The following is a 19,393-nucleotide window of genomic DNA, read 5'->3' as shown; positions in this document are numbered from 1 at the left end:
CGACAGCTGACACAAAAGCGGCCTTGTTGTCACCTGGTGAGCGGCCGTAGTCAGCAGGTCCGCCCTCTCGGGGCAGTGCCCGGGTCGGCGGCCGACCCGGGCACATGGTTCACGCCTCTACTCCATAAATTGGAAGGTCCACGCCTGGCGTTGGTTGCTGACGTCGAGCGGCCTCAGAGCGATGCGAGGCGGGAAGATCCGCAGCAGGCTGAGGTCCAGGGCCAGCTCCGCGCCTTCGACGGGGCCTCCAGGGACGACGACGTGGAAGGTGTGCGGCTGCGCGCTCTGGTAGAGCGCCCACTCGCGCGGCTCGGGGTATCCGACGACCGGCTTGTTCATCTCCGGGGCACCGTCGAAGGACAGGTACGTTTCGCTCCTGAGATTGCGGATTGTGTAGTTGCCGTTGCTGAGTACCTCCAGCTGCCATTCCTGCTCGCCGGGGTTGCCGGTGGGCGGCAGCAGCACGACGGGTGTCTTGGGCTCCGACGACCCTCCCTCCATCGTGAGCATTTGCTCGCCGGGACGGATGATCATGTAGAGGCCGTTCGGTACAGGTGCCAAGGCATGCTCCACTTCTGACGTGCGGTGCCCGCGCGGGGTACCGCCGATCTTCTGGGCCGACGCATCCCTTCCCTGCCGACGCACGCCAGAGGTCGGAAAATCTCCATGTCACCCATCAGGAGTACAGCGGATTCCTCCCGGTGTTCGACCACTGACCTTTCTGTTGTGTTGTCGCGGTGAGCGAGAGGCCGGTTTCAACGAGGCAACCCTCGATGAGGTCGGTGCGTCGTGGGATACGGCGCAGGCCGCTGCGGACGGCTTGGACAAGATGGTCGCGGTCGCGGAAAACGACGTTGGCGGTAGTGCTGCGCCGGAGCAACGACCAGATGCCCTCAACCGGGTTGAGGTCGGGCGCATAGCTGGGCAACTGCACGATGGTGAGTCAGTCATGTTCCGCCGCGCACTCACGTAATCGGCTGCAACGATGAAACATTCAGATTGTCCAGATCGCAATGATGGGACCGCCGGGCTGGAGGTGGGCCCGCACGAGAAGATCACGGTAGTCCTGCCAGGTGAAGCCACGGTGGGCACCTCGGTGATGGCCCTGGATGCGAGGACGGTAGATCAGGCGGCTGTGTTCGCAGGCCTTGAAACGCACCAGCGCGGCCATCGAGATGCGGCCGCGGGAAGCGCCGTTGAACCGAACCACGGGCGTGCCCCCTCTGGGCGCCCAGGTGCGTGCCCGGTGCGACGTCATCGAGACGGCGGCCTCGTCCTCATTTACCAGCCGTGCCCCGAGCGCCGCCGCGGTGGCTTTGCCCGGGGCCAGGACTCCCTCACCCAGCCGGCCACCGCCGCATCGTCCCGTTCGACTGCCCGCCGCGCACGCTGCTGACACGACCAGCCGTGCCGCCGCAGCAACTCTCACACACCTCGGATCGACAACGACACTCCCAGGTGGTCCGCGATCAGCACGCGCACCCTCGCGCAGGCATGGGACATCCCCCGCACCTGGTGATCGCCGGACACCAGTTCATGTACTGCCGGGACGGTTCCCTGCCTACCTGCCGGATTTTGTCAACTCACTCTGCATCTCAGGGGAAGCTCAGCGGGTCAGTATTGCCTTGAGCTGCCGGGCCTGGTCGTCGGTGCGACGGTCGGGGTGGCGGGTGAGCCAGCCAGTCGCATCGCGCACCGACGGTGCCTTGCGAGGCGGATCGAGGGGGAAGGCTTCGCGGAGCGCCTGCGTAGGTGAGGACGTCGAGCCTGCCGAGGCGTTTCAGCTTGGCGCGGGTGCCGTCGAGGTTCTTCGGCAGTAGTTCGTGGTCGAGGGCTTCGCGGACATCATGGGCCCGGAGGGGGGCGGTGCCCTCGTTGAAGACAGCGAGGACGCGGGCGCAGTCCGGGTACTCGGGCAGGTGGGGCGAGGGGACGTGGGCCGGGAGACGGTCAGCGAGAGCAGTGATGCTCTTCCGGATGATCGTCAGGTGTTCGTCATCGCCGACGCGACGCGACGCGACGCGCTCGCTGCCGCACACGCCGCGCCCCGTTGTCCGCCGTGATGTTCACGGCTGACGGCGTGCCCCGGTGCTCGACCGGCAGGCCGCCACACGATCCCACTCGCCTCGGGAATCGCTTGCGGCCTCTCGGTCACGCCGATACGATTACGATCGTAAGTTAATGAGTGGCCGTCCTCCGGTGCTGGCACTCGGGACCGTCGCGTCTCGGGCTCGGAAGGGTGGTCGCACTCACGCAAGCCGGAAGCGTGCCAGGCCCTGCTCGTTCAACCCGCTCGTTCGACCCGATTCCACTGTCCATTACCGGGGCGGAGCGGCTCCGTCCATCCATATAAGGTCCGCACCTCTGCCGGCGCCGGCGGGGTCGGTTCGATCGCGATCCAGCTCGACAAGCACCTCGGCGCCGCCGTCGCCACGACCGCCGGCGACTCGAACGTGGGTTTCGTGCGCGAGTTCGGGGCCGAGGGTGTGTCAACTTAACGGCTGATCTTGGTTGTTGAAGGTCAGTTGTTGCTCGGGGTGAGGCGGCCTTCGAAGGCGATCTGGAAGGCGTTCAGGGGCGCCTTCCAGCGCATGGTCCACCGCTTGCGGCCCTTGCCGGTCGGGTCCAGGCTCATCAGCGCCATGTAGATGCACTTCAAAGCGGCGGCCTCGTTGGGGAAGTGCCCGCGGGCGCGGACAGCCCTGCGGATGCGGGCGTTAACGCTCTCGATCGCGTTCGTGCTGCAGATGACCTTGCGTATCTCGACGTCGAAGGAGAGGAAGGGCACGAACTCGGCCCAGGCGTCCGACCACAGCTTCACGATCGCCGGATACTTCCCTCCCCAGGACTCCTGGAACTCCAGGAACCGCTCCGTCGCCGCATCCTCGCTGGGTGCGGTGTAGACGGGCTTGAGCGCCCCTGCGACCTTGTCCCAGTCCTGACGGGCGGCGTAACGGAACGAATTGCGCAGCAGGTGAACCACGCACGTCTGGACAATCGTGCGGGGCCAGACGGCCTCCACCGCATCGGGAAGGCCCTTGAGCCCGTCGCAGACGAGCATGAGCACGTCGTCCAGGCCGCGGTTCTTCAGCTCCGTGAACACGTGCAGCCAGTACTTCGCGCCCTCGCCGGCCCAGATGCCGAGGATGTCGCGGGTGCCGTCCACGGTCACCGCCATCACCACGTAGATCGGACGGTTCGCGACCTTTCCTTCCCTGATCTTCACGTTGATGGCGTCCACGAACAGGACGGGGTAGACGCGGTCGAGGGGCCGGTTCTGCCATTCGGCCATGCCGTCCATGACCTTATCGGTGATGGTGGAGATGGTCTGTTTGGACACCTCCGCTCCGTAGACCTCGGCGAGATGAGCGGAGATCTCTCCGTGAGTGAGGCCCTTCGCGGACAAGGAGAGCACCATCTCGTCGACGCCGGTCAGACGCCGTTGGCGCTTCTTGACGATCTGCGGCTCGAAGCTGCCGGCGGTATCGCGCGGCACCCTCACCTCCACCGGGCCGACATCGGTCAGCACGGTCTTCGCCCGGGTCCCGTTGCGGCTGTTGCCGTTGTTCTTCCCGGCCGGATCGTGCTTCTCGTAGCCGACGTGGTCGGTGATCTCGCCCTCCAGAGCGGACTCGAGCACTCGCTTCGTGAGCTGTTGCAACAGCCCGCCCTCGCCGGTCAGTTGCAGCCCCTCGTTTCGGGCACGGTCAACGAGCATCGCAACGAGCTGCTCGTCCGACACCGCACTCGTCGGTGCCTGAACCACCTGCTCGGCCTGCTCGTTCTCCACGACGGTCTCCGTCATCAGACGCATCTCCTTGATCAGCAGATCCGCCGTTGATTAGACACTCCCGTGTCTCTCGCTGCTGGTTCTGTCTTCGGCGGGGTGGGCGTGGGGTTCGTGGTCCGGCTTCCGCTCCTGTTCATGTTGCTGCGCTGGTTTTTAGGTGTGGTGGGTGAGCTGTTGTGTGTACCAGGGGGAGGTGGCGGTGAATCGTGTTTCGAAGCCTGGGCCGGGGTGGAGTTGTGTGTGGTGCCAGATGCGGTCGGTGTTGTACCAGTGGTCTTTGGTGAGGAGGGCGTACTGGTGGTCGGAGAGTTCGGGTAGAAGTTTGTGTACGTGTGCCCGGTGTTCGCTGATGGGTGTGGGGCGGGCGGGTGGGAGGCGCAGCAGGGTTCGCAGGTGGGTGAGGAGGTGGTCCATGGGCAGGGGGCGGGGGTCGGCCGCGTGGTAGGTTCCGCCGTCGCCGTCGCCGTCGCCGTCGCCGTCGCCGTCGCCGTCGCCGTCGCCGTCGCCGTGGGGGTGTGGTGGGGGTTGGTGGGCCAGGGCGGCGATGATGCGCGCGAGGTCCTGGACTGCGATGGCGGAGGTTTTCGGCGGTGGTCCGTCCGGCCATGTGGGGATGTGGCGGAGGATGCGGGCGAGGGTGGGGACGAACCAGTGGTCGCCGGTGCCGTAGATGAGGTGGGGGCGCAGGATGATGCCGCCCGCGGCGCGTACGGCTTCTTCGGCGTGCAGGCGGGTGGTGCTGGCCGGTGAGTGGGGTGAGGGCCGGAGCTGTTCTTCGTGGGGGCCGTGGTGGGGGCCGGTGCCGTAGACGGAGGCGGTGCTGACGTAGATGAAGCGGGTGACGCCGTGACGAGCGGCCTCGGTCAGCAGGGCCTGCGTGCCGGTGTGGTTGATGTCGTGGCATTTTTGCGGGTCGCGTCCGACGTAGCTGGCGGTGTGGATCACTGTGGTGATCCCGGAGCAGGCGCCGTGCAGGGAGGGCGGGTCGGTGAGGTCGCCGGTCACGTGCTGTGCTCCGGGTGTCTGGGGTGCTCTTCGGGACAGCACGCGGAGGCTGGGCGCGTATGCGTGGGCCGGGTGTCGGCGCGTCAGCGCTTTCAGTACGGCGCGTCCGATGAAGCCGGTGCCGCCTACGACGAGGACTGCGCCGGGGCTGGTCCTCGTCATGGGTGCGGTGGTGCCGGCGGCCGGGGCTGGAGTGTGCATGGTCGGGCTCCTTGCGTCGGGTGCGGGCCGTGCCGGTCTTGTGCTGTGCGTGGTGCCCCTGCCCCCCGGTCCGGCCCTCTCGGCCGACCCCCGGCCCGCCATCCCCGGCCGGGGAGTTCCGGTCGCAGCCGGGCTGCGGCCACCGGCCCTGGCCCGCTGCTCCTGGCACCATGCCCCGGCCGCAGCCCCTGGCCCGCGGCCCGGGGGTGCGCGGCGTTGTTTTGGGGGATGTGCGGGTGGGTGGTGTGTGTTGGGTGGGGGTGCGGTTCGGGCTGATGTGGTGGCGGGTGTGGTGGGTGGGGTGGTGTTAGAGGTGGGTGCCGCCGCTGGCGTCGAGGGTTTGGCCGGTGATCCAGCGGGAGGCGTCGGAGGCGAGGAAGGTGACGATGTCGGCGATGTCGGTGGGCTGGCCGGTGCGGTTGAAGGTGGAGTGGGCGGCGAGTTCGTTGGCGGCTTGGGGGGTGTTTCGTTTGTGTTTGTTCATGTCGGTTTCTATGTAGCCGGGGGTGATGGCGTTGACGGTGATGTTGCGGGGGCCGAGTTCTTTGGCGAGGGCGAGGGTGAGGGTGTTGAGGGCGCCTTTGGTCATGGAGTAGATGATGGATTCGGGGTAGGCGATGCGGGTGGCGGCGGAGGAGATGTTGATGATGCGGCCGCCGTCGGGGAGGTTTTTCAGGGCTCGTTGGAGGAGGAAGAGTGGTGTTTTGGTGTTGACGGCGAAGAGGTGGTCGAAGAGTTCGGGTGTGATGTCGTGGATGCGGGCGGATCCGCTGATGGCGGCGTTGTTGACGAGGATGTCGATCTCGGGTCCTTTGTGGTGGCGGGCGAGTTGGTCCTCGAGTTGGGTGTAGAGGGTTTCGATGTCGCCGGGCACGCCGAGTTCGGCGCGGACGGCGAAGGCCTGGCCGCCTTCCTGGCTGATCAGTTCGAGGGTGTGGTGGGCGGCTTGTTCGTTGGTGCCGTAGTGGACGGCGGTGAGGGCTCCTTCCTGGGCGAGTCTGCGGGCGATTGCCCGGCCGATTCCGCGGCTGGCTCCGGTGACCAGTGCTGTTTTCCCGGTCAGTGTTTTCATGTTGTGGTTTTCCCCCTGTTTTTTGACGGTCGGGTGGCATCGGTTGTGTGGCGGTGCCTGCGTGGTGGTGTTCACGGCGGGCGTGCATGCGGGTGGTGTTGTGCGGGTGCGGGTGCGGGTGCGGATTCGGTGGCGCGGGTGTGGTGTCCGCGGCCCCGGCCTTCGGCGGCTTCCGGCGGGCGCGGCCGGGACCGGGCGGGGCCGGCGGGGCTCCGGCCCCGGGCGGAGCGGCGGCCGGCTTGGCCCCGCTCCTTCGGCCGGTGGCCACGGCAGTGCTCGGGTTGGCGGGAGGCCGTCGTTTCGCGGCTCTTCGGTCCGGGGGCCGTGGCAGTGCACGGGCCTGCGGGAGGCCGCGGTTTCGCGTGGGTCGGCGGACGGGCCGTCGTTTCGCGTTCTTCCGGTCCGGCGGTCGGCCTGGCCCTGTTCCTTGGGCCCGGTGGCCGTGGCAGTGCACGGGCCTGCGGGAGGCCGCGGCAGTGCTCGGGTTGGCGGGCGGCCGTTGTTTCGCGGTTCTTCGGTCGGCGGCGGCGGCGGTGGCGGCGCGTGGGTGGGTGGGTGGTTGTGGGTGGGGTTAGTTGGTGGTTGTGGTTTCGTGTTGCTGTTGCTGTTGCTGTTGCTGTTGCTGGTGTTGTTGTTGGGTTTCTTCGTAGACGGTTGCTCCGCGGGAGGCGGAGAGGCGTAGTGAGGCGATTACGGAGGGTTGTGCGAGGCTGGGGAGCAGGTGGCGTAGTAGTTCGCTGGCGCGTGTCATGAGGTCTTGGTAGTCGCTGAAGGCCTGGGACATGGACTGGATGCCGGCGAAGGAGCCGACGATGACGTCGGAGGTTCGGGCGGGGATGACGTGGGGGAGGAGTTCGCCCTGGGTCTGGGCTTTTTCGAGTAGTTCGCGTACGAGTTCGCTCCAGCGCAGGAAGGGGCCGGTGCGGTCCAGGCCGGTGGCCATCTGGTCCATGGCCAGGCGGACGCTGGCGCGGACCATGGGGTCGGTCTGCAGGCGGTGGGAGTGCAGCATGACGACGTCTACGAGTTCCTGGAGTTTGCCGGGCCGGTGGGGGATGGTGAAGTGGCTGTCCTGGGCGTCGAGGACTCCCAGTGCGAGTTCTTCCTTGGACTTGAAGTGGAAGTACAGGGCTCCCTTGGTCACTCCGGCGCTGGTGAGGATCTGGGAGATGGTGGCGGCCTGGTAGCCGTGGTCCTCGAAGACCTTGGCCGCGGCCAGGAGGATGGCCCGGCGTGTGCGGATGGCTCGGTCCTGCTTGGCCATGCGGCCTCCATGTGTCGTGCGGCTGGCGCGCGTTCCAGCTCTTCAAAAAAACCGTCCAGTTTGTATATTACAACGGCGGGGGTGCGGGGCGGCCCGTCCGCGTCTGCCGGGCGGAGGGCGGGAGGGTGTCCGGCCGGACCCGGTGCAGGCGGCGCCGGGCGTCTTTGCGGTTCCCCGGCAGGCGTCCGGCCTTTGCGTGCCCGGTGCCTGCCGGGGGCCGGAAGGTCCGGTGTGTGCTGGCGCCCGTGGCGGGGCCGGAAGGTGCGGAAGGTGGGGTACGCCGGTGCCCGGCCCCCTCCCGCAGCCGGCGCCGGCTGCGGGAGGGGGCGGTGTGCTGGGGGTGGTTGTTGTGTGCCGGCGCCGGCCGCGGAGGGCGGGGAGGGTGGTGTGGTGGGGGTGGTTGTTGTGTGCCGGTGTGTGTGGGGGGCTGGGCTGGTGGTGGGGTGGGTTTTGTGGGGTGGGTGGGGGGTGGTGGTGGGGGTCAGGTGGTGGGGGTCAGGTGGTGGGGGGTGCGGGGGTGACGGTGCAGCGGAATACGGGTTTGTTGTCCTGGTGGCCGTTTACCTGGACGGGTGTGTTGTGGCCGGGTGCTGTGCCGGGGGCGGGGTGTGCCTCGATGATGCAGGGTGTGTCCAGTTCGGCGTAGCGGTGGAAGGTGCTGGTGAGGGTCTGGGGCAGGAAGGAGCGGCCCAGGACGGTGGCGGTGGCCTGGCGGGCGGCTTCGATGAGGACCATGCCGGGGACGTGGTCGACGGGGTGGTCGAAGAGCACGGGGTGGCGGCTGTCGACTCTCAGCTGCCAGCGGTGGTTTTCGGTGAGGGGGGACAGGACGACGTCCATGGGGGACATCCGTCCGACGCTCTGCGGTGCGACCGGGGCGGTGAGGGGGAGTCTGCGGAGGTCGCTGTCGGGTGTGCGGTGGGCGCGGACGCGGCGGTAGACCGCGGGTGAGGTGCAGGAGAAGGAGGCGCCGGCGTCTGCGACAATCTGGCCGTCGCGCCGGATCACGGCTTCGTAGCGCAGGCCTGCCAGGCTGCGGCCGCGGCGTTTGATCTCCGGGCAGCTGATGTCGAGTTCCAGGGACGCCGGTGCGCCGCCGACCAGGAGGTGTTCGGGGCGCACGTCGATGGCGAGGTCCCACATCAGGAAGTGGTGGCCGAGCGGGACACCGAATTCGGCGTGGGCCAGGAGTGCGCCGGCCTGGCGGATGGTCTCGGCCGCGATGAGCGGGTCGTGGCGGCCTTCGGCGGCGGTGAAGAAGCTGTGCCCGCGGGGCCACTGGGCGCTCACCGTGAAGCGGTCCTGGCCGGTGCGTTCCCAGTCGGTGAGCATGACCTCGGCGACGCTGGCGCGGTGGACGTACTCCTTGGGGACCGTGGTGGTCAGGGACGGGTAGCGCAGCACGCCCGTCCCTGCCGGTGCCGAGGTGTCCTGAGCGGTGGGCGAAGTGCTGGGTATCGCGCGTTCTGTGCGGAACGTGATCGCAGACATGTCTGATCCCCTTGAGCCGCCATGGCGTGCACTGATGAGTGGTGGTCCCTCGAGCAAGCAAGAAGATACATACCAACCGGTTTAATTTCTAGCGGTATCGCTCAGTCCGGACGGGCGGGATCTGGAGGGGGCTGCTCCAGATCCCTTGCCGGTCTTCGCCCGGCCCGCGCGGCCCTGTCCGGCCTGCGGGTATGGCCCGGCTCGGGGCGCGGGGGCGCCTGCCGGCCGCGCGGGCGTGAAAGAGGGGGTGCGCGGGGTCCGCTGCGGGGCGGCGGGGCCCTGAACGCCCTCGTGAGCGCGGTGCGGGCGGGGAGCGGCGGCGGGCGGGCGGGTCCCCGGGCGCACCGCCCGCTGTGGCCCGCGGTGCATCCCGCCGCCCGCCCGTGCGCCGGGCGGGCGTGTCCGCGAGGGGGCCGGCGGCGGGGGTGTGCGGGCGGCGGCTCCCCGGATGCCGGTGCGGCGCCCGGCCGCCGGCGCCTCCCCGGCCGGGGGCCTCCCGGGACCCTTTCACCGACCACATAGAGACCGCATATGCGGTTTGTTATGATGGGGGTTGTGGGCCTGGACGGGACCTCCTCGGCCTTCTACCGGGAGGGGGCCTGGCATGGCACCGGCGAACCCACCACCGGCGGCGGCGCAGCCCGCGCCGGCCGGCGCGGGGCGCGGGGCGCGGCTGCGCGTTCTTCGCCCGCCCGTCCGCCCCGGGCCCGGGGCGGACGGGCGGGCCGGGTGCGGGCCGCCGGGGCAGAGCCGGCGGCCCGCCCGGCCGGCGACGCCATCACGTGCGCACCCCCCTCACCGGTTCCGTCACCGGTTCCCTCACCAGTCCCGTCACCGGTTCCGTCGCCGGTCCTTGCCGGGATCCGTGAGGTTCTCATCCGTTCCCTGGCCGTGGCGCGCACCGAGTACGCCGCTCTGTCCGCCGGCGGGAACGGCCACCCCTTTTTCCGCGACAACGGAGCACCCCGATGGTCAAACAGGAACGCGCGCTGCGCACGCGCGAGGCACTGATCAAGTCTGCCGCCGTGGTCTTCGACCGGGACGGTTTCAGCGTGGCGTCGCTCACCGTGATCAGCAGTCAGGCCGGTGTGAGCAACGGGGCGCTGCACTTCCACTTCGCCACCAAGGCCGCCCTGGCGGGCGCTGTGGAGGACGCGGCCGCGCACCGGCTCGGCCGGATCACCCTGCGGGAGGAGGAGGCGGCAGGCGCCCTGCAGCTGCTGGTGGACGCCACCCACGACCTGGCGCGCGGGCTCCACGACGATGTGGTCCTGCGGACCGGGTTCGAGCTGAGCGGTGATCATGTCTATGTGGCCAAGCGGGACCTGAGGCACCAGTGGCGTCAGTGGGTCGAGGAAACGCTGCGGCGTGCCGGTGCGCAAGGGGCCCTGCACGAGACGGTGACACCGGAGGACGCGGTGATCACCCTCGTGGCGGCGACCTCGGGCCTGGAGGTGCTGGGAGCGCGGGATCCCGTATGGCTCTCGTGCCGGACCCTCACCCGGTTCTGGCAGCTCCTGCTGCCACGGCTGGCCTCCGCGTCGGCGCTCGGGCGGCTCACGGCGCAGGGACACCGCGCCGGCGCCGCGCGCACTGCCGGGGCCCAGGACCCCGCAAGCGCCCGTGGCGAGGGCCGGGCCACCGGCACCGCCCAGGCCGCGGACCGGACACGCTGACACGCCCGGCAGACACGGACCGACCGGCCCCGGGAAGTGGAGTTTCTTGCGCAGTGCCCCCGCCCTCCCCCTCCCGCCTTCGCCCCGCTCTCGCCTGCGGTATCGGTTTCCGGGGGTCTCGTTCTTCGGTTCCTGGGTTCTCCGCTCCGCCGTCCTGGGCGGATGGGGGCGCTGGTCCTCTTGCATGTGGAGGTGTTGGTGTTGCCGTGTAGCAGCGGAGGTTCGCTGTGAGGCCGGTGCGGGGGCGGGTTGTTGTGGGGTGTTCTGTCCGGTCGGTTCAGTGTTTTTCTCCGGCGGGTTCGCGGGTGGGGTGTCCTGGGGCCGGGCGGGTGTGCGGGTGGTGGTGGGTGCGGCCGGGTGGGGTGGGGCGGGGGGTGGTGTCGTGGGGGGCGGGCGGGGCGGGCAGGTTGCGTACGACGAGGCGGTGGGCCGGGATCCGGCAGCCGTCGCCGATGGTGACCGGTCCCAGGACGGACGCGCCGGTTCCGATCAGGACCCGGTCGCCGATGACCGGGTGGCGGCGGCCGGGGGTGCTGTCGTGCTGCCAGCCTCTCGAGCCGAGGGTGACGCCGTGGTAGAGGGTCACGTCGTCGCCGATGACGGCTGTTTCGCCGATGACCACGCCGAATCCGTGGTCGATGAAGGCGCGCCGGCCGATACGGGCCCCGGCGTGGATCTCCATGCCGGTCAGCAGGCGTGCCAGCCGGGTGAGGGCCGCGGCGCTCAGGCGGTGTCCGCGGCGGTGGCGGCGGTGTGCGAGGCGGTGCAGGGCCAGGCCCTGCCAGCCGGCGTGCAGCACTGCCTCGCGTCTGCCGGAGCAGGACGGGTCGCGCTCGAGGACCGCTTGGAGGTCCTCCCTGATCAGCTTCAGCAGGGTGGGGGTGGTCAGGGAGGCGGGGCGGCTCATCGGGCGGGCGCCGCGGTGCCGGGCGCGCCGGGCCGCCCGGTGCGGTACAGGGTGCGCTGGAACAGTTCGTCCGCGGTGAGGGTGGCGAATCGCTGCGGGCCGTGTGCGGCGCCGGGCGGGCGCAGCGGGGTGAGGGTGGTCCAGGGTGCGGGGTGGCAGCACTGCGCGAGGGACAGGCGGCCTGTGTCCGGGCCGGGCGGGGGCGCCGCCCGGTGGGCGGCGGCGCGTGCCAGTCCGCCGGTGAGCCGGTCCAGGACCAGGCCGACGGTGACGAGGGCATAGCCGGGGGGTGCTTCGGCGGGCAGCCACCGGCCCTCGACACGGACGTCCGTCCCGGCCGCGGCCGCCCGGGGCACGGTGGTGATCAGGCCCATACCCAAACCCGGGTCCATGCCCTGGCCCAAACCCGGGTCCATGCCCATGCCCATGCCCATGCCCATGCCCTGGCCCATGCCCTGGCCCATGCCCAGGCCGTGGCCCTGGCCCGGGTCCATACCCGGGTCCTGGTGTGGTGCGGCTCCCGCCTGCTGCACGGCTCCCGCCTGCTGCGCGGCTGCTGCCTGGGGTGCGGTGCGGGGTGTCTGGCGGGCGGGCGGGTACCAGGCGGCCCGGCTGGTGGCGGGGCCGTCCTGCAGCATGTCGGTGAAGTAGTCGGGGTGGGCGCCCAGGGCGCCGGCCAGGGTGTGCAGCACCTCGTGCTGCAGGCGCAGCATGCGGGTGTGCAGTTCGCGCAGGGCCGCGCCGATGCCGGGCACCAGGTGGTCGGGGAAGTAGGGGGCTGGGTAGCGGGCCGGGTAGCGCACGCGCAGCGGATGCCCGGCGGGCAGCGTCGCCCCCCAGCCGAAGAGCTCCCTGCCGCCGGCCGCCGGGCCCCTCTGCCCGGGTCCGGCAGGCGGGGTGTAGCCGGCCCGGCCGGTGCCGCCCGGCACCCGGCAGGTCCGCTTCTGCTCGGGGGTCAGGCCGAAGAAGGCGGACAGGAATCCGTACGCCTCCTGCAGCAGGGACTCCGTGACCGTGCTGCGGACGAGGAAGACCCCGTCGTGCAGTGCGCCGTGCAGGTGGTGGCGGTCCTGGGGCCGTTGCAGGTCGATTTCCTTGATCATGCCGGGTTCCCCTTTCCCTCCGTGAGGGGGGTCGTGCGTGGGTCCTTGCGAAAGGCCAGCGCCAGGTAGGCCAGCCGGTGGCCCCGGTAGGGGAAGTCACGGTCGATCACCAGGCGGCCTGTGGGGGTGAGCCCGGCGCCGCCGTACAGGCCGGTGACAATCTCTTCGGTCAGCCACCAGTTGAGCCGGCCGTCGTCCAGGGGGAGTTCGGTGAGCGTGCCGTCGGGGCTGAGGAAGACACTGACGACCAGGACCCCGCCGGGGCGCAGCAGGCCGGCGCCGTGCGCGGCCCAGGCCTGCCAGTCGGCGCGCCGCTGGTGGTGCAGACAGCCGTTGTCCACCACGAGGTCCTGTCCGGCGCCGGTGAACTGCAGGAAGTCGCCCTGCCGGAAGCGGACCCGGCCCCGGGCGGGCGGGGGTGTGTCCCAGACGTCCAGCAGGTCCAGGCCGGTGCCCTCGGCGTCCAGGCGTTCGGTCAGGTCCGTTGTCTGCCGGCCGCGCCCGCAGCCCACGTCCAGGATTTTCGGGCGCCGTCCGGTGACGTGCGGTGCGTGCTCCAGGGCGAAGCGGGTGATGGCCTCGCTGGTGTGGGCGCCGGTCCAGGAGTCGCGTCGGCGGCGGTACCAGTGGCCGAAGGAGCCGGCGACGCGACGGCGGTAGGCGGCGTAGCCCGGCGGGCTCTCAGCGGTCGGCGGCATGGGCCCATTCCTCCAGGGTTCCTCGGCCTGCGGCGACGGCCACGGCGTGTCCGCCGCGCAGGTCCTCGTCGATGACGCGGGACGCGCTGAGCCAGGCGCCCGCGGCACTGCTGCAGACGGCGATCTGCTGGGTGCGGCGCAGCCGGTTCATGGCGTCGAGCGCCTGGGGGTAGGGGACGCCGGCGAAGGCGAAGCCGTCCTCGTAGGGGGCCAGCAGCGGCTGGCGAAGGCCGTGCCCGAGGCCGCCGGTGCCGCTCATGCGGCGGGCGCCGTCCGGTGCGCGGCCGTCGCTGTAGGGGGCCTCGGCGGGGAAGACGGCCACCACACGGCAGCTGGGCCAGCGCGCCCGCAGCGCCTGTGCGGTGCCGACCAGGGTGCCCGCCGAGCCCACCGAGGCCGCCAGCACGCCGGGCCGTATCCCGTCCCGGGCGAGCCGGGCGACGATCTCGGCGCCGGTCTGTTCGCGGTGCACGGCGGCCGCTTCGGGCGCGCAGTGCTGCAGCAGCAGGTGCCGTTCCTCGCGTTCGGCGATACGTACCGCCTCGTCCATCGCCCCGAGGAATCCGGTGCCCTCGGGCGCGTGGGTGACCTGCGCGCCGTACCGGCGCAGACAGTCCGTCAGACGCCCGGGCGAGCCGTGGGGCAGGGCCAGGTGCACATCCAGGCCGAGCAGCGCGCACATCTCTGCCAGGGCCAGGGCGAGGGAGCCGCCGGAGTACTCGGCGAGGCGGACCGCGGGGGTGCCGGCCCGGGCCACCGCCGCGCACAGCAGCGCGTAGGCGGTACGGGCCTTGACGGTGCCGGTGAGGTTGGCGGCCTCCGCCTTCAGCCATACCGTTCCCCGCCCGCCCCGGCTGGGCACCGCCACCAGCGGCGTGGCGCCCACGGCGGGCCGGATCGAGGCGAGAGAGGGCAGCAGCCGGTGGGCGGCCCGCTCCAGGGGTGCGAACGCCGCTTCCAGGGCGGCACGGTGGGGGCGCCGCGCCCGCAGCGCCCGCTCGATGTCCCGATAACCAGCCGGTCCCGCCGTCCCCAATCCCGCCATCGCCGGTGCCGGTGCGGGCGTCCCGGGTCCTGCCGTTGCCGGCACGGTCGTCCCCGGCACGGTCGTCGCCGGTGCGTTCATGAGGGGCGCTCGCTGCTGGCGAGGCGGAAGCCCACGGGATACAGCGGCCCGGGGAAGGGGCCGTGCCGGCGGCGGGTGCGGGTGAGGTCGCCGAACCGGGCGAAGCTGCCGCCGCGGGCGATGCGGTAGCCGCCCATCGACTCCACCAGGTGATCGGCCACCGGCTCGCCGCCGGGGTAGGGGGCGTAGTCGTCGGCGGTGAACTCCTCCACGTTGCCTGCCATGTCCAGGGCGCCGCACGGGGCCGCCCCGGCCGGGAACGCGCCGACCGGGGTGGTGGTGTGCACCCCCGTCTCGCGGGTGTTGCAGGCGCCCGCGTCGAAGCCGCCCTGCCACGGGTAGGGGCGGCCGTCGGGGCCCTTGGCGGCGTACTCCCATTCCGCCTCGGCGGGCAGCCGCCAGGGGTGGCCGGTGCGCTTGGACAGCCAGCGCGCGTAGTGGTCGGCGTGCTCGGCGCGGATCCCGGCGACGGGATGGTTGGAGCGCTCCCACGGGTAGGCGCCCAGGTACCAGGTGGTGGGGCGCTGCTTGAGGCCGGTGGCGGCGAGGAACGTGCGCCACTCGCCGTTGGTCACCGGGTAGCGGGCGATGAAGAAGTCACTGAGCTGCACGGTGTGTTCGGGGCTCTCCTTGGCGATCCAGGACTCCTGCACCCCCTTGCCGGCCCAGGACCGGGTGACGTGGGCGACCTCCCCGGCCGGCAGCCCGATGAGGACCGTCGCGCCCGGCACGAAGCACATCGCGGGGACGGGGGTGATACGCGGGTCTCCCAGCAGGGCCAGCATGCCTCCGGCGGCCAGCCGTTCGGCCGTCGCCAGCGCGGGGTCCTCGACGGCCGCGGCCAGTTGCTGCCGGTCGGCCGGGGCGCCCCGGGCACCGGGGCGGGGGTGGAGGAGGGCGGGGTCGGCGAGGTCGGCGTGCTCGGCGAAGTGCGGGCAGGACGCGACGTCTTCGAGGTTCATGCGCCGGCCTCCTCGAGCAGTGCCAGGGTGTGGCCGCTGCCGGCCTTGGCGGCCAGATAGGCGGCGTTGTCGGGGGTGAGGTGAACGGTGGTGGCCACGACCGCCTCGACACCGATGCCCAGGGCGCGCAGCTGGGCGACCTTGTCGGGGTTGTTGGTCAGCAGCCGGATACGGGTCAGGCCCAGGGCGCGCAGCATCGCGGCGGCGGCCCGGTAGTCCCGTTCGTCCTCACCGCGTCCGATGAGCCGGTTGGCGCGGAAGGTGTCGATGTCCTGGTCCTGCAGGACATAGGTGTCGAGCTTGTTGTACAGGCCGATGCCGCGGCCTTCCTGGCGCAGGTAGAGCACGACGCCGCCGGTGTCGGCCAGGGCGGCCAGCGCCTCGTCCAGCTGCGGTCCGCAGTCGCAGCGGGCCGAGCCGAACACGTCACCGGTCAGGCACTCGCTGTGCAGCCGCACCAGCGGCACGCTCTGCGGTGCGTGGGGGATGACGCAGGCGATGTGCTCGGCGGCGTCGGGCAGCTGGTGGAAGGTGACCAGTTCCGCCCGGCGGCCCTGCGCACGCTCCAGGGTGATGGGGACCCGGGCGCGGACCCGGGCGGCAGCGGGCAGTGTGACGAGGGTGTTCATCGAGAACCTCCGAGGAAACCCCGGCCTTCAGGCCGGGGAGGAATCGGACTCCTGCGGAGCAGGGCAGGGGCAGGGGAGTCGCCGTCAGGGCGATGCGCCGTCCGCCGTCGACGACCCGTCAGGAAGTCGCAAGCTGATGCGATAATTTGTGAGTTATGGCCACTCACGTGAAGCGGTCGTTCAAGTACCGCTTCTATCCCGACGATGCGCAGGCGGCGGAGCTGTCGCGGACGTTCGGGTGTGTGCGCAAGGTCTACAACCTGGCTCTCGAGGCGCGGACGGCCGCGTGGTTCCAGCGCCGGGAGCGGGTCAACTACAACGCGACCTCGGCGATGCTCACCGCGTGGAAGAAGACCGAGGAACTGGCCTACCTCTGCGAGGTGTCGTCGGTGCCGTTGCAGCAGTGCCTGCGGCATCTGCAGGGCGCGTTCACCCACTTCTTCGAGGGCCGGGCGAAGTACCCGCGGTTCAAGTCGTGCAAGAAGTCCCGCCGTTCGGCGGAGTACACCAGCTCGGCGTTCCGTTACCGCGACGGCCGGCTCACGCTCGCCAAGATGCGCGAGCCGCTCGCCATCGTGTGGTCGCGTCCGCTGCCCGAAGGCGCGCAGCCGTCCGCGGTGACCGTGTCCCAGGACGCGGCGGGACGCTGGTTCGTGTCCCTGCTCTGCGACGACACGATCCCCCCGGCACCGGCCACCACGACGGCTGTCGGGATCGACGCGGGCATCACCTCCCTGGTGACCCTGTCGACCGGGGAGAAGGTCACCAACCCGAGGCATGAGCGCCGTGACCGGGCCCGGCTGGCGAAGGCCCAGCGGGAGCTGTCCCGCAAGGCCAAGGGCTCCGCGAACCGGGCCAAGGCCCGGGTGAAAGTCGCCAAGGTCCACGCCCGGATCACCGACCGGCGCCGGGACCATCTGCACAAGCTGACCACTCGTCTCGTCCGTGAGAACCAAACGGTCGTGATCGAGGACCTGAGTGTCCGCAACATGGTCAGGAACCACAAGCTGGCGCGTGCCGTCTCGGACGCGTCGTGGCGCGAGCTGTACTCCATGCTGGAGTACAAGTGCGCCTGGTACGGGCGCGACCTGGTCGTGATCGACCGCTGGTTCCCCAGCTCGAAGCTGTGCGGGTCCTGTGGCACGGTCCGGGCGAAGCTGGCGCTGAACGTCCGTGAGTGGACGTGCGGCTGCGGCACGGTGCATGACCGCGACGTGAACGCGGCGAAGAACATTCTCGCGGCCGGGCTGGCCGTGTCTGCCTGTGGAGACGGTGTAAGACCTCAACGGGAGTCCTCCCGGACGGGGCGGTCGTCGGTGAAGCAGGAACCCCAGCGGGCGACCGCTGGAATCCCCCGCCTTTAGGCGGGGGAGGATGTCAACTGTGCTGTCCTTCGTGGAAGGCCCCGCTTTCAAGGCGGGGGGTGGAAACGAAAGCCCCCGCTGAGCGGGGCAGGATGAGCCGCTGCGAGCCCCGCCGCGGGGCGGCGGCGCAAGTCAGGCGGCCCTGCGGCCCGCCGGCGCCGTGCGGCCCGCCGGTGCGGGCGCCGCCGGCCGGGCCGGCGTTGTCAGCAGGTCGCCCAGGTGCAGTGAGCGCTCGACGACGGGCAGGCCGGCGCTGTCGACGCCGACGAGGAGGATGCGCCCGTCCCAGCCCGCGACGGCGACGGTGCCGTCCTGGAGGCGGTGCATGCACGACAGGCCCTGGGCGAACTCGGCCACCACATGGCCGGAGGCCAGGGTGGCCGCCGCCTCCTGCCAGTCGACCTGCCAGGCGTACAGGCCGAAGTCGTAGGAGCCCGCCAGGACCACCGGCCGCTCGGCGCTGCCCATGAGGGCCACGCACTTGACGGACTCGTCGGGGCCGAGCAGGGTCTGCACGCGCTCCGCGCGCCAGGTGCCGCCCGGCAGACGGGTGATCCGGCCGGCCTTGACGGTGTGGTCGCGCGAGGCGCTCGCGGCGACCCGGTCGCCCAGTACGGCGACCGCGTTGACGAGGTTGCCGTGCTCCCACAGCCTGCTGCGCGCGTACGCCCCGCCGGCCTCGACGCTGCGGTCGGTGGCCGCCGACAGGAAACCGCCGGGGACGGCGGCCAGGGACTTCACGGACCCGCCGTGCGCCCCGATCCGCTCCACCACACCGAGGGTGTCCGGGGTGATGAGGAGGAACTCCCCGTTGTAGGTGCCGGCGACGAGGTGGCCGTCGTGGACGGTCAGGGAGGGCACGGGGGCGCCCAGCGGCGCGCTGGAGGTGACGGCGGTGCCGTCGTGGCGCAGGACGTGCCCCGAGTAGGTGCCGGCGAAGAGCACGCCGTCGTGGACGGTAAGGGACAGCACCGGACTGGGGCCGAAGTCGATCACGCGGACGGGCCCGGCCTGCGCACCGTCCACGCCGCCGCCGTCCACGCCGCCGCCGCCGTCCACGCCGCCGCCGCCGTCCACGGTGACGGCGACGACGAGACCGGAGTCGGTGCCGACGAGCAGTTCGCCGCCGAGCTGGGCCAGCGCGTTGGGGCCGTGCGTGGCACCGGCGGGAGCGCAGAGCTGAACGCCCGTCGCCAGATCGAACAGATGCGGGCCGTTCCAGAAACTGCCGGCCGCCACGACACCCCGGGCGGCGGTGACCGAGCGCGGCCACATCCGCCGGTCCTCGCTGCGGTGCAGGCGCCTGCCGGTGACGTCGAAGTGGTGCAGCGCCCCGTCGTAGGCGCCGACGACGAAGGAGGCGTCGTCCTCGGACCAGGCCACCGAGCGCGCCGCGGAGCTGGACACGGCGACGGTGCGCACCACCTCGAGTTGGGTGGTGAGCAGGTCGACGGCGCCGTCGTCACGGGCCACGGCCAGCAGCCGGCCCGAGTGGGACCAGGCACAGCCCTCGATGGAGGAGTCGTAGCGGCGGGTGAGCGGCGCGCCGGGGCCGTCCGGATCGCTGACGGCCACCAGACCGTCCTCGCCGACCGTGGCGATGAGCCCCCGGGCGCTGACCGACACCATCATGCAGTGCGCCTCGTGCGCGCCGACCTCGCGCAGGAACACCCCGTCGGCGGCCGACCACAAGGTGGCGCGCCCGTCCTCGGAGACGCAGATCAGCCGTTTGCCGTCGGGCAGCCAGGCCACCGAGTTGATGTCGTCGGTGTGCCGGGCGAGCACGGTGAGCAGCACGCCGGCGCCCTCCTCGCCCACCCGCCACACGGCCACCGTCTTGTCGGCGGACGCGGTGGCCAGCACCTCGGCATCGACCGGGTTCCAGGCGCAGGCGTTGACCAGACGGCGGTGGCGCAGTCTGGCCAGCTCGGTGGGACGGGACGGATCGCCGGTGTCCCAGACGATCACCGTGCCGTCGTACGAACAGCTGGCCAGCCGCTTTCCGTCAGGCCTGAAGCCCACATGGGTGAGCGGAGCGAAGTGGCCCGGTCCGCAGGCCGGAAGATCAATGGGTCGCACGCCGTCCCGTCCTTTTTCTCGTGTTC

General features: G+C 71.2%; 16 protein-coding genes and 1 pseudogene. 2 read left to right on the top strand and 15 right to left on the bottom strand.

All coding sequences use genetic code 11. The features are described 5' to 3' along the window. Positions 1-117: 117 nt before the first annotated feature. The 8 genes and pseudogenes from OG622_RS00545 to OG622_RS00510 form a co-directional block, all read right to left on the bottom strand. Complete coding sequence (locus OG622_RS00545; protein WP_371572273.1) at positions 118-561, bottom strand: hypothetical protein; 444 nt, start codon at positions 559-561, stop codon at positions 118-120. 115 nt (positions 562-676) lie between these two features. Next, a pseudogene (locus OG622_RS00540) lies at positions 677-1,258 on the bottom strand (transposase). Positions 1,259-1,281: 23 nt separating this feature from the next. Continuing rightward, positions 1,282-1,422 (bottom strand): winged helix-turn-helix domain-containing protein, encoded by a 141-nt coding sequence (locus OG622_RS00535; protein ID WP_371572271.1) that lies wholly within the window; start codon positions 1,420-1,422, stop codon positions 1,282-1,284. Positions 1,423-2,521: 1,099 nt separating this feature from the next. Further along, positions 2,522-3,718 (bottom strand): IS256 family transposase, encoded by a 1,197-nt coding sequence (locus tag OG622_RS00530; RefSeq protein ID WP_371583966.1) that lies wholly within the window; start codon positions 3,716-3,718, stop codon positions 2,522-2,524. Between the two features lie 225 nt (positions 3,719-3,943). After that, entirely contained in the window at positions 3,944-4,996 is a 1,053-nt protein-coding gene (locus OG622_RS00525) for an NAD-dependent epimerase/dehydratase family protein (RefSeq protein ID WP_371572269.1), read from the bottom strand. Positions 4,997-5,303: 307 nt separating this feature from the next. Continuing rightward, the gene (locus tag OG622_RS00520; protein ID WP_371572267.1) at positions 5,304-6,068 is read right to left on the bottom strand and encodes an SDR family oxidoreductase; all 765 of its coding nucleotides are present in this window, start codon (positions 6,066-6,068) and stop codon (positions 5,304-5,306) included. 571 nt (positions 6,069-6,639) lie between these two features. Next, positions 6,640-7,332 (bottom strand): ScbR family autoregulator-binding transcription factor, encoded by a 693-nt coding sequence (locus OG622_RS00515; RefSeq protein WP_371572265.1) that lies wholly within the window; start codon positions 7,330-7,332, stop codon positions 6,640-6,642. A 495-nt stretch (positions 7,333-7,827) separates the two neighbouring features. Beyond that, on the bottom strand, positions 7,828-8,823 hold the full coding sequence (locus OG622_RS00510) for a ScbA/BarX family gamma-butyrolactone biosynthesis protein (protein WP_371572263.1): 996 nt from the start codon (positions 8,821-8,823) through the stop codon (positions 7,828-7,830). A gap of 968 nt (positions 8,824-9,791) precedes the next feature. Here OG622_RS00510 and OG622_RS00505 point away from each other — a divergent pair. Next, positions 9,792-10,499, top strand: coding sequence for a ScbR family autoregulator-binding transcription factor (locus OG622_RS00505; protein ID WP_371572261.1), 708 nt, complete (start codon positions 9,792-9,794; stop codon positions 10,497-10,499). Positions 10,500-10,776: 277 nt separating this feature from the next. Here OG622_RS00505 and epsC read toward each other — a convergent pair whose 3' ends face one another. Genes epsC through ribA form a run of 6 tightly spaced genes read right to left on the bottom strand, consistent with a single transcriptional unit; the run spans position 10,777 to position 15,924 of the window. Further along, positions 10,777-11,406, bottom strand: coding sequence for a serine O-acetyltransferase EpsC (gene epsC / locus OG622_RS00500; RefSeq protein WP_371572259.1), 630 nt, complete (start codon positions 11,404-11,406; stop codon positions 10,777-10,779). After that, the gene (locus tag OG622_RS00495) at positions 11,403-12,509 is read right to left on the bottom strand and encodes a hypothetical protein (protein ID WP_371572256.1); all 1,107 of its coding nucleotides are present in this window, start codon (positions 12,507-12,509) and stop codon (positions 11,403-11,405) included. Before OG622_RS00495 ends, epsC begins: the two co-directional genes overlap by 4 nt. After that, on the bottom strand, positions 12,506-13,207 hold the full coding sequence (locus OG622_RS00490; protein ID WP_371572255.1) for a class I SAM-dependent methyltransferase: 702 nt from the start codon (positions 13,205-13,207) through the stop codon (positions 12,506-12,508). Before OG622_RS00490 ends, OG622_RS00495 begins: the two co-directional genes overlap by 4 nt. Then, positions 13,191-14,333 carry a pyridoxal-phosphate dependent enzyme gene (locus OG622_RS00485; protein WP_371572253.1) on the bottom strand — a complete coding sequence of 381 codons (1,143 nt, stop codon included), beginning with the start codon at positions 14,331-14,333 and terminating at the stop codon, positions 13,191-13,193. Before OG622_RS00485 ends, OG622_RS00490 begins: the two co-directional genes overlap by 17 nt. Then, complete coding sequence (locus OG622_RS00480; protein WP_371572251.1) at positions 14,330-15,295, bottom strand: formylglycine-generating enzyme family protein; 966 nt, start codon at positions 15,293-15,295, stop codon at positions 14,330-14,332. Before OG622_RS00480 ends, OG622_RS00485 begins: the two co-directional genes overlap by 4 nt. Beyond that, positions 15,292-15,924, bottom strand: coding sequence for a GTP cyclohydrolase II RibA (ribA, locus tag OG622_RS00475; RefSeq protein ID WP_371572249.1), 633 nt, complete (start codon positions 15,922-15,924; stop codon positions 15,292-15,294). The genes OG622_RS00480 and ribA overlap by 4 nt, the downstream gene beginning before the upstream one ends. A 155-nt stretch (positions 15,925-16,079) precedes the next feature. Between ribA and OG622_RS00470 the strand changes: the two genes are divergently transcribed. Beyond that, positions 16,080-17,288, top strand: a complete 1,209-nt coding sequence (locus tag OG622_RS00470) for an RNA-guided endonuclease InsQ/TnpB family protein (protein ID WP_371572247.1) — start codon at positions 16,080-16,082, stop codon at positions 17,286-17,288. Between the two features lie 132 nt (positions 17,289-17,420). Here OG622_RS00470 and OG622_RS00465 read toward each other — a convergent pair whose 3' ends face one another. Then, positions 17,421-19,367, bottom strand: coding sequence for a WD40 repeat domain-containing protein (locus OG622_RS00465; protein WP_371572245.1), 1,947 nt, complete (start codon positions 19,365-19,367; stop codon positions 17,421-17,423). Positions 19,368-19,393: the final 26 nt, after the last annotated feature.

It is taken from the genome of Streptomyces sp. NBC_01314 (assembly GCF_041435215.1).
Classification (GTDB): domain Bacteria; phylum Actinomycetota; class Actinomycetes; order Streptomycetales; family Streptomycetaceae; genus Streptomyces.
This window is presented reverse-complemented; position numbering and strand designations above follow the sequence as displayed.